This window comes from Actinomycetospora sp., from assembly GCF_055612215.1.
On record NZ_JBVPVA010000874.1, the window covers coordinates 1 to 9879 of the forward strand.

13 protein-coding genes are annotated in these 9879 nt (G+C 75.9%); 7 read left to right on the plus strand and 6 right to left on the minus strand.

Annotated elements, in window-relative coordinates; genetic code table 11:
* A partial coding sequence (locus AC0CYZ_RS23650; protein WP_472219873.1) for a hypothetical protein occupies positions 1-287 on the minus strand: 287 nt, incomplete at its 3' end.
* Entirely contained in the window at positions 284-544 is a 261-nt protein-coding gene (locus AC0CYZ_RS23655; RefSeq protein ID WP_472219875.1) for a hypothetical protein, read from the minus strand. The genes AC0CYZ_RS23650 and AC0CYZ_RS23655, both read right to left, overlap by 4 nt.
* A gap of 317 nt (positions 545-861) precedes the next feature.
* Here AC0CYZ_RS23655 and AC0CYZ_RS23660 point away from each other — a divergent pair, with 317 nt between their 5' ends.
* The gene (locus AC0CYZ_RS23660; protein ID WP_472219877.1) at positions 862-2007 is read left to right on the plus strand and encodes a fatty acid desaturase family protein; all 1146 of its coding nucleotides are present in this window, start codon (positions 862-864) and stop codon (positions 2005-2007) included.
* A 162-nt stretch (positions 2008-2169) separates the two neighbouring features.
* Positions 2170-2637 carry a BLUF domain-containing protein gene (locus AC0CYZ_RS23665; RefSeq protein ID WP_472219879.1) on the plus strand — a complete coding sequence of 156 codons (468 nt, stop codon included), beginning with the start codon at positions 2170-2172 and terminating at the stop codon, positions 2635-2637.
* 49 nt (positions 2638-2686) lie between these two features.
* On the opposite strand, the gene AC0CYZ_RS23670 is transcribed toward AC0CYZ_RS23665, so the two are convergent.
* The 4 genes from AC0CYZ_RS23670 to AC0CYZ_RS23685 all read right to left on the minus strand — a co-directional run bounded on the left by AC0CYZ_RS23670 (position 2687) and on the right by AC0CYZ_RS23685 (position 6165).
* Complete coding sequence (locus AC0CYZ_RS23670; protein ID WP_472219881.1) at positions 2687-3094, minus strand: VOC family protein; 408 nt, start codon at positions 3092-3094, stop codon at positions 2687-2689.
* Between the two features lie 163 nt (positions 3095-3257).
* A complete protein-coding gene (locus tag AC0CYZ_RS23675) occupies positions 3258-4109 on the minus strand; it encodes an ABC transporter permease subunit (RefSeq protein WP_472219883.1) in 852 nt (283 codons plus the stop codon).
* Complete coding sequence (locus AC0CYZ_RS23680) at positions 4106-5080, minus strand: ABC transporter ATP-binding protein (protein ID WP_472219885.1); 975 nt, start codon at positions 5078-5080, stop codon at positions 4106-4108. Before AC0CYZ_RS23680 ends, AC0CYZ_RS23675 begins: the two co-directional genes overlap by 4 nt.
* A gap of 26 nt (positions 5081-5106) precedes the next feature.
* Entirely contained in the window at positions 5107-6165 is a 1059-nt protein-coding gene (locus AC0CYZ_RS23685; protein ID WP_472219886.1) for a LolA family protein, read from the minus strand.
* Between the two features lie 64 nt (positions 6166-6229).
* Here AC0CYZ_RS23685 and AC0CYZ_RS23690 point away from each other — a divergent pair, with 64 nt between their 5' ends.
* From AC0CYZ_RS23690 to AC0CYZ_RS23710, 5 genes are all read left to right on the plus strand, one after another.
* Complete coding sequence (locus AC0CYZ_RS23690) at positions 6230-6901, plus strand: response regulator transcription factor (RefSeq protein WP_472219887.1); 672 nt, start codon at positions 6230-6232, stop codon at positions 6899-6901.
* A 239-nt stretch (positions 6902-7140) separates the two neighbouring features.
* Positions 7141-8403 (plus strand): sensor histidine kinase, encoded by a 1263-nt coding sequence (locus AC0CYZ_RS23695; protein WP_472219889.1) that lies wholly within the window; start codon positions 7141-7143, stop codon positions 8401-8403.
* A gap of 66 nt (positions 8404-8469) precedes the next feature.
* Positions 8470-8979 (plus strand): GNAT family N-acetyltransferase, encoded by a 510-nt coding sequence (locus AC0CYZ_RS23700; protein WP_472219890.1) that lies wholly within the window; start codon positions 8470-8472, stop codon positions 8977-8979.
* A gap of 11 nt (positions 8980-8990) precedes the next feature.
* Positions 8991-9761 (plus strand): HipA family kinase, encoded by a 771-nt coding sequence (locus AC0CYZ_RS23705; RefSeq protein WP_472219891.1) that lies wholly within the window; start codon positions 8991-8993, stop codon positions 9759-9761.
* A gap of 26 nt (positions 9762-9787) precedes the next feature.
* Positions 9788-9879: DUF3037 domain-containing protein (locus AC0CYZ_RS23710; protein ID WP_472219893.1), on the plus strand; the 92-nt coding region annotated here is incomplete at its 3' end.

Consider the following 9879-nt stretch of genomic DNA (forward strand, 5'->3'; position numbering starts at 1 on the left):
CACCCGCCCGCGTCGGCCGTGGAGCTCGGCACGGATCCCGGCGTCGGCCAGCCGACCCCGATCGCCCGGGTGGCGCCGCGCCCCGTCGCGGCGATCACCACGGCGGGGTCGTCGACCTCCATCCGCAGCCGGTGCCCGGTCCCGACCAGCCGGCCGCTCGTGCGGCGACCGTGGACGTCGGTGACCTCGATGGCGAGGTCGACCTCGGCGAGCAGGTGACCCGGCCGGTCCTCGTACCGGCCCCGTGTCCGCGTGCGAGGAGCGGGGCCCGCCGGGCCGGTGCTCACGCCTGGCCCAGCGAGCCCGTGTTCTCCCGGTCGCTGGTGCGGATGCGCACGGTGCCGTTCATCTTCCACGTCGCCCGCGGGGAGTCGGGGCCCGTGGTCTTCGGGACCTCCACGGTCATGTCGCGCAGCTCGTACTCGATCGTCGCGCCCTTGCCGGTGAGGTAGGCCCACAGCTCCTGGCCGAACTCGCGGATGTCGGTGGGGCCGCTCGCCGAGGTGCGGGTGGTGGCGCCGTCGTTCGTGGTCGCGCTGGTCATGGTGGTCCCCTGACTGAGGCATCGAGAGCGTGGGAGGACCGGCGTCGGCCGCACGAGGCGCGAGGACCCGATCCCGGCGACCGGGTCCGGGGTCGCACCACAGGGCTCGGCTCCTGGGCAGCGGTCGAAACCCGGACGGCGGGGCGGGCTGCACTGTGCGGTGGCCCTCCCTCGGGCATGTCCTGCCCGAGGGAGGGAATCCTCGGAGGAGACCCCGCCCGCGCGGCGTGCTCGCGCACGTGTGCAGTCCGCGCGTCCCGTGGTCGTCCGGTCACCCGGTCCCCGTGGCCTCCCCGCGCAAGAGGTCGGAGGACCCTGTGTCGTCACCTGCCGTCATCGAGATCGCCCCGTCGGACCCGGACCTGCTGTTCCCACCCACCGGCAGCACGACGTCGTCGAGCGCCACCACCGCCCACCTGTCCGAGTCCGACGTCGAGGACCTGGGCGCCGAGCTCGACGCCGTCCGCCGCGCGGTCATGGCGGACCTGGGCGACGACGACGCGCGGTACATCCGGCGCGTGATCGCCGTCCAGCGGGGTCTCGACGCGGGTGGGCGCGCCCTGCTGCTGGTGTCGGTCCTCCCGCCCGCCTGGCTGGCCGGGACCGCGGCCCTGTCGGTCGCGAAGATCCTCGAGAACATGGAGATCGGGCACAACGTCCTGCACGGACAGTGGGACTGGATGAACGACCCGGAGATCCACTCCACGCGGTGGGAGTGGGACTCGGCGTCCTCGGCGGAGGGGTGGAAGTACTCCCACAACTACGTCCACCACACCTACACCAACGTCCTGGGCCGCGACCGCGACGTCGGCTACGCGGTCCTCCGGGTCGATCCGACGCAGCCGTGGCGGCCCCATCACCTGCTCCAGCCGCTCCTCAACGCGGGGCTCGCCCTCGGCTTCGAGTACGGGATCGCGATCTACGACGTCGAGCTCGAGGAGGTCGTCGCCGGACGCAAGCCGTGGGCCGACGCCCGCCGGGAGCTCGGTGGCCTGTGGCGCAAGGTCCGCGGCCAGCTCGCCAAGGACTACCTGGGGTGGCCGCTGCTGTCCGGGCTGTCGGCGCCCACGACGGTCGCGGCGAACCTGACCGCCAACGTGGTGCGCAACGTCTGGTCGCACGCCGTGATCTTCTGCGGGCACTTCCCGGCCGGCGCGGAGACCTTCACCGAGGACCAGCTCGACGGCGAGACCCGTGGTCAGTGGTACCTGCGGCAGATGCTCGGCTCGGCGAACATCGACGGGCCCCCGCTGCTCCACGTGATGACGGGGAACCTCTCGCACCAGATCGAGCACCACCTGTTCCCCGACATGCCGTCGAACCGCTACGCCGAGGTCGCGCCCGTGGTGCGGGACATCTGCCGGCGCTACGGGCTGCCCTACACCAGTGGTCCGCTGCACCGTCAGTACGCCGACGTGCTCGGCACGATCCTGCGGTTGAGCGTCCCGAACCGACGCCGCTGACCCGCAGACGCCGGCGAGGCCGTAGGCCGGCATCACGGGGCCGCCCCCCGTTCCATCCGGTGATCACGGCCGCACGCGCCTACCGTCGGGCGTGATGCGCATCACGATCGGTTCAACCAGAGGGCCGACAGGGTGCGCATCGGCCACGAGGGAGTCGACGACATGCCCGACGACAGCACGAGTACCGGGGCCGGACCGGTGTTCCGCCTCATCTACCGCAGTCGGCTGACGATCCCCGCGGACGATCTCGAGCCCGAGATCGCGAAGATCCTGTCGGCGGCGCGCACGAAGAACCCGGGACTCGGGATCACCGGGGCCCTGGTGATCTGGGAGGACAACGTCGTCCAGACCCTGGAGGGCGAGGAGAGCGTCGTCCGTGGCCTCTACGACACGATCCACGCCGACCGGCGCCACCAGCAGGTCGACCTGGTCGAGACGAGCCCGGACGTGGCCCGGACCTTCGCGCGCTGGTCGATGGCCCGCGTCGCCGACGACGACGAGGCCGACCTCCCCCTCGGCGGGAACCAGTGGGAGGGCGCGGTCGACGTGGCGGTGCCCCGGCTGAGCACCCCCGAGGAGGACGTCGTGATCACGACGATGCGCGACCGGGTGCGCGGCGCCTCGGCCTGAGGCCGACGTCCATGACCCCACCCGGGCGTCGGGTGGGGTCACGCCGCGCTCAGCCCGCCGCGGGGGCCTCGACGACCACGACGGTGTTCCCGTCCGGGTCCCGCAGCATGAACATCAGCGGGGCGCCCGGGGTGCGCATCGGCTCGGGCTCCACGTCGATCCCCCCGATCGCGGTCAGCCGCCGGTGCTCGCCGAGCACGTCGGTCGTCTCGACCCCGATCGAGCTCCCGCCCGGCTCGTCGAACATCGGCGGGTTGAGCGCGAGCCGGGCGACGGACCCGGGCGGCGCCACCTCCACCCACCGGTGCTCGCCGTTCTCCCCGAAGCTCGTGTCACCGCGGACCTCCCAGCCGAGGCGGTCGCGGTAGAAGGCCAGGGCGGCGTCCTGGTCGGCGACGGTGAACATGACGACGCCGATGTTCGAGACGGTCGTCGGTGCATCGGTCGGGGTGCTCATGCGGTGCTCCGGTGGGTGCGGTGGACCGGGCGGGCGTGTCCCGCGGAGCGCAATACGCTAGTGGGACCCCGTGATCCGCATCAAGGACCATACGGCCCGGAGCGAGCGGCACCCCGGCACGCGTCGACGCGGCGAGGGTGCCGTCGCCCCGGTAACCGGCGGGTCAGGCGTCGCGGCGGCGCATCCGCACGACGGTGACGGCGAGCCCGAGCACGACGTACACGAGCGCGCGCAGCGTGGACGACCCGAGCCCGCCGAGGGGCAACGGGTCGCGCAGCACGTCGGTGCCCGCGGCGAAGCCGGTGGTCAGCAGCAGCGGCTGCAGCCATTCCAGCGACGGGATCGCGGAGAGTACCCCGAAGACGATCAGCCCGCCGAGCACGCAGGCCAGCACGACCAGCGGGTGCTCGGTGAACGTCGAGATCGCGAGCGCGACCGCGCCGATCGCGAGCAGCTGGCCGACCGTCCAGGCCGCCACCAGGGCGATCCGGCCGAGGGCCTCGCCGATCCCGAGCGTCGTCCCCGAGAGCGTCACGAGCGTGCCCTGGGCGCCGCCGACGACCACCGTGCCGGCGAGCATCCCGACGACCGCGACGACGAGCACCGCGAGCACGGCCACCGTCACGACCCCGGCGGACTTCATGACGACGAGCCGCAGCCGCCCGACCGGGGCGAGCAGCAGCCCGCGCAGCGTCCCGGTGGCGGCCTCGCCCGCGATCGCGTCGGCGCCGGCGCTCGCGACGGCCAGGGGCAGCAGCAGCGTGAGCGACAGCCCGAGCGCGACCACGGGCAGGACGAAGCCGTTGCCGGCGACCTGCGCGATCAGTCCGCGGCCCGAGGACGGCCCGCCGGTCGCGGCGATCCCGATGGCGATCGCGATCGGGACGAGGGCGAGCAGGCCGAGGACCACGAGCGTCCGCGGCCGGCGCAGCACCCAGCGCAGCTCGGCGGCGAGGACCCGGCCCAGGGGAGCGGTGCTGCGGGTGGCGGCGCCGGGCCGCGTCGCGGTGGTCACGCGTCCTCCTCGGTCAGCCGGGCGAAGAACTCCTCGAGGTGGGGGCGGCGACGGTGGACCTCCCACACGCCGACGCCCGCCCCGACGAGCGCGGCGACGACCTCCGGCGGCTCCAGGGGCCCGGAGGGGACGACGAGGCCGCCGTCGCGCAGGTACGCGCTCGCGCCCGAGGTCCGCAGGGCGCCGAGCGCCGCGTCGGGGTCGTCGGTGGTGACGACGAGCTCGCCGGTGCCGGCGTCGAGCAGGGCCGAGAGCTCGCCCGAGACGAGCAGCGTGCCGCGCTGCAGCACCGCGACGTGGGTGCACACGGCCTCGACCTCGGCGAGCAGGTGCGAGGACAGCAGGACGGTCGAGCCCGCGTCGTGCAGCTCGGCGATGATCCGCCGGACGTCGCGGGTGCCGGCCGGGTCGAGCCCGTTGGTGGGCTCGTCGAGCACGACGAGCCGCCGTGGCACGAGCAGCGCGGCGGCGAGCCCGAGGCGCTGCTTCATGCCCAGCGAGTAGCCGCGGTAGCGCCGCCGGGCCGCGTCGTGACCCCCCGTCGCTCCGCTCGCCCCGCCCGACAAGCCGACGCGCTCGAGGGCCTCGTCGACCGGCGCCCGCAGGTCGCCGTCGAGCCGCGGCTCGAGGGCCGCGGCGCGGAGCAGGTTGTCCCGGCCCGAGAGGAACGGGTGGAAGCCGGGTCCCTCGACGAGGGCCCCGACGTCGGGCAGCGCGGCCGGGAGGTCGTCGCCGGTCCGGCCGAGGAGCTCGACGTGGCCCGCGGTGGGGCGGGTCAGGCCCAGCAGCATCCGGATCAGCGTGGTCTTGCCGGAGCCGTTGGGACCGAGCATCCCGACGATCGCGCCGGCGGGCAGCTCGAGGTCGACCCCGTCGACGGCCACCACTCGGCCGAAGGTCTTGCGCAGGCCCCGCGCCCGGGCGGCGGGCGCGAGCCCACCGTCGGGTGCGGGACCCTCGGCGGACGGCACGAGGTCGAGGGTCCCAGGTGCCGCGGTCACCGGCCGAGCGCCTCGGAGAGCACCTGCTCGGGCACGGCGCCGGCGGCGATGCGGCCGTCGCTGGTGACGATCGCGGTCGCGACGGCGGTGGTGATCAGCCGACCCTGGCCCCACGGGCCGCTGACCGGCGTGCCGAGGGCGTTGAGGTCCGGCGCGTCACCCTGGTCCGGCTTCGGCGCGTTCGGCGCCGCCGCGGGTCGCTGCGCGATGACGACGCGGTCCCACCCGTCGCCGACGGTGCGGGGCGCCTGGGCCCCGGCCGGAGCGCCCTGGCCGTCCTGGCCGTGGGCCGGGGCGTCCTTCACCGTCGTGCCGGGCGGCGGGGTGAAGGCGAACAGCGACTGGTCCTGCGGGCCGAAGGTGATGTCGGAGAACCCGATCGTCAGCGCCGGCTGCGGGGAGCCGGTCGCGAGCACGGACAGCTGCAGGGGCAGGCGCTTCTCGGCGTCGACGGACACCCGGACCTCGCGCAGCAGGGTGCGCTCGGTGGGGAGCGGGGTGAGCACCAACTGGTAGGCCGAGCGGCCCGCGACCTCGGCGGTGCCCTCGACCGAGACGGTGCTGGTCTTGCGCAGGTCGGCGATCATCGCGGTGGCCGCGCCCGCCGGGTCGGTCTGCGGGTCCGGGCCGGCGGCGCCGTCGGGCCGCGACGGCGGGGTCGCGGGGCGTGCGGGCGCCTTCGTCACGGTGCGGTCGGTCGAGTCGTAGGACCACCGCGTCGTGCCGTCGGAGACGAGCGTGCGCTCGCCGTCGGCGGAGGGCAGCGCCACCCGGCCCTTGCCGTCGCCGTTCGACCACACCCGCGCGGTCGACGTGCCGTTCGCGGCCTGCGGCGCGTTCGGCAGCGCGGGCAGCCCGAGCTCGTTGTCGACGGTGACGGTGCCGTTGAGCGGCCCGGGCTTCGCGGTGATGACGGAGGTGACGAGGTCCTCCGGGCTCACCGGCGGCAGCGGTGGTGCCGCGGCGGCGCTCGGGGCGAGCACCACACCCAGGGTGACCGCGCCGGCCACCACGATCCCGCCGAGGCCTGCGCCGATGCGTCGTCTCCTGCTCATGGCGTCCATCCTCGGCCGCGTCGGCTGAGACCCCCACAGCGTTCCCGCGGTTACCGTCGACGGCGTGCCCCGCGTGCTGGTGGTCGACGACGAGCCCGGGGTCCGGGCCGCCCTCGTCCGCGGCCTGGGCGCCGAGGGCATGGACGTGGTGGCGGTCGGCGACGGGCCGGCCGGGCTCGCCCACGCGGAGACAGGTGCGTTCGACGCGGTCGTCCTCGACATCGTCCTGCCCGGCCTGTCCGGCTACCGGGTGCTCGAGCGGCTGCGCGCGGGCGGCGACGAGACCCCCGTGCTGCTGCTCTCGGCCAAGGACGGCGAGGTCGACCAGGCCGACGGGCTCGACCTGGGCGCCGACGGCTACGTCGTCAAACCGTTCTCGTTCGTCGTGCTCGTCGCCCAGCTCCGCGCGCTGCTGCGCCGCCGGGGGCCGGCGGCGGCCCGGGTGGTCCTCGGTCCGCTCGTCGTCGACCCGGCCGCCGGGACGGCGAGCTTCGCGGGCCGCGAGATCGAGCTGTCGGGGCGGGAGGCCGCCGTCCTGCACGCCCTCGCGTCCCGGCCGGGCGAGACGGTGACCAAGGACGAGCTGCTCACCGCGGTGTGGGGCGACGGCGCGGCCGCGCGCAACGTCGTGGAGGTCTACGTCGGCTACCTGCGTCGCAAGCTCGCCGGGGCGGGCGCGGACGGGCTCGTCACGACGGTCCGCGGGCGCGGGTACCGCCTCGAGCCCCGGTCGTGAGCACCTCCGACGTGGGCGCCTCCGACCTGAGCGAGGGGCACCTTCGGTCGGCTAGATCGACCGAAGGTGCCCCTCGTTCGGAACCCGACGCCGAGCCTGATTCCGGCGAGGGGCGCCCACGCCCGGCTAGATCGACCGAAGGGCCCCCTCGCTCAGAAGCACCCCGGCTCCGCGGCTGGTGGGCCCGGCGCGGACTGCGGACCCGGATCACCCTGGCCGTCGCGCTCGTCGCCGTCGTCGTGCTCCTCGCGCTCGCCCGGCTGTGGGTGGGCCTGCTGCTCTCGGCCGTCGTCACCGCCGGCGACGGTGAACTGCGCGACCGGGCGACGGCGGCGGGCGTCGCGGTGACCGCCGGGGCGGCCCCACCGCCGGGGGTGCGCGTCGTCGACCTCGCGGGCGCACCGGCCGACGGGCGGGGGCCGCTCCCGCTCGACCCCGCGCAGGTGCGCACGCTCGCGGCCGGCGAGCCGGTGACCACGGGCTTCGCCGGCCCCGCCCACGCCGAGCCCGGCGGACCCACCCGCTGGGTGGCCGTCGCCGTGACGCTGCCCGACGGGTCCCGCCGGCTCGTGCTCGCCGTCCGGGACCTCGACGGCGCGGTGGCGCTGCTGCGCGGCGCGGCCGGCTGGTTCCTGCCTGCCGTGCTGGTCGCGGCGGCGGCGCTGACCGGCGCCGCCTGGCTCGCGACCCGGGCCGCGCTGCGCCCGGTCGACCGGCTGCGGACCGCCGCCGCGGGGCTCGACGTGGGCGACCGCCTGCCGGTCCCGCTCGCCGCCGACGAACTGACCGCCCTCGCCGTCGAGGTGAACGCCCTGCTCGCCCGGCGCGACGAGGCCGTCGACCGGCTCCGGCGGTTCTCCGACGACGCCGCCCACGAGCTGCGCTCGCCGATCGCGTCGCTGCGCGCGCAGGCCGAGGTCGCGGTCGCGCACCCGTCGCCGGGCTCGTCGGAGGAGGACCGCGCGGCGTGGCGCGGCGTGGCCCGCGACGCCGAGCGGCTCTCCGCGCTGGTCGCCGACCTGCTCGCGCTGGCCCGCGCGGAGGGCGGCACCCGCGGCGAGCCCGTGCCGGTGGACCTCGCGGACGCGCTCGGGGAGGCCCTGGCGCGCGCCGGTGCCGACGAGGACGCGGTCGCGACGACCGTGTGGGTGCCCGTGCCGGTCCGCGCCGCGGCGACCCCGGCCGAAGTCGGGCTGGTGCTCGACAACCTGCTCGGCAACGCCCGCCAGCACGCCCGCAGCGTCGTGCACGTGTCCGCGGTGCCCGCGGGCCGGTGGGTGCGCCTGCTCGTCGACGACGACGGGCCCGGCATCCCCGCCGCCGACCGCGAGCGGATCTTCGACCGCTTCACCCGGCTCGACGCGACGAGCGGCGCGACCGGCGCCGGGCTCGGGCTCGCGCTCGTCGCCCGGCTCGTCGAGGGCCGCGGCGGAACCGTGCGGGCCGGGAGCTCGCCCGACGGCGGTGCCCGGCTCACCGTGCGCTGGCCCGCCGCTCCCTGACCCACCTGACCCGTCGCGGGACCCCGGGTCCCGGACACCAGCGGCGGCGGGCGGACAATGACCGCCGTGAGCACGACCATCGCCCTGCACGAGGCCCGCCCCGACACCGAGCCCGGGCTCGGCGCGCTGCACGGCTACCTGGACGACGTCATCGGCCGGATGCAGGGCCGGCCCGCCACCGCCGACGAGGTCGCGGCCTTCGCGGCCCAGAGCCCGGACGAGGACCTGGTCGCGCCGCTGGGCACCTTCCTCGTCGCGATCGGCGACGGGGCGGACGGCGACGACGTGCTCGGCTGCGTCGGGCTGCGCTGGCGCGGCGAGGGCGTGCCCGAGGACGCCGCCGAGATCAAGCGGATGTGGACCGCGCCCGCGGTGCGCGGCGACGGTGTGGGCCGGCTGCTGCTCGACGAGGTCGTGCGGCGCGCTCGCGAGGCCGGCCGCGCCCGGCTGGTGCTCGACTCGCGCGCCGACCTCGTCGAGGCCCGCACCCTCTACGAGCGCGCCGGCTTCGTCGAGGTCGAGCCCTACAACGGCAACCCCCACGCCCAGGTCTGGTACGCGCTGGACCTCTCGTGACGCTGCGGCGGGTGACGGCGACCCGCTACGTCACACCGCTGCGCGAGGGCGGGTCGCTGCCGGGCGTCGTGGAGGCCGACGACCTCGGCACCTACGTCGTCAAGTTCACCGGCGCCGGGCAGGGCGTGAAGGCGCTCGTCGCGGAGGTCGTCGCGGGCGAGCTGGCTCGGGGGCTCGGGCTGCGGGTGCCCGAGCTGGTCGTCGTCGACCTCGACCCGGTCGTCGCCCGCGCCGAGCCCGACTGGGAGGTCCAGGAGCTGCTCGCGCGCTCCGGCGGGCCGAACCTCGGGATGGACTTCCTGCCGGGCGCGCTGGGGTTCGACCCGGTCGCGCACACCGTGGCCCCCGACGAGGCCGCGCGGGTGCTCTGGTTCGACGCGCTCGTCGAGAACGTCGACCGCACCTGGCGCAACCCCAACCTGCTGCGCTGGCCGACCTCCTTCCCCCGTCGCTCCGCTCGCCCCTCGAGCGATCTCTGGTGCATCGACCACGGCGCCTGCCTGTACTTCCACCACTCGTGGGCGCGTGCGGCCGGCGTCGTCGGGCGGCCCTACGACATCTCCGACCACGTCCTCGCGCCCGCCACGACGACCGCCTCGCGGGCGGCGGCCGACCAGGCGCTCACCCCCGTGGTCACGCGGGCGGCGCTCGAGGCGGTGGTGGCGACGGTGCCCGAGGAGTGGCTCGCCGAGGACGCGTACTTCTCCTCGCCGGCGGCGGCGCGGGAGGCCTACGTCGAGCACCTGCTCGCGCGGCTGGCGGACCGGACGTGGGTGCCGTGAACGCCTACGAATGGGCACCGTTGCGGGTGGTGCCCCGCGTCGACCGCGGCGAGTGCGTCAACGTCGGCGTGCTCCTCTACTGCCGCCACGAGGTGCACCTGACGATCCGGCTGGCGCT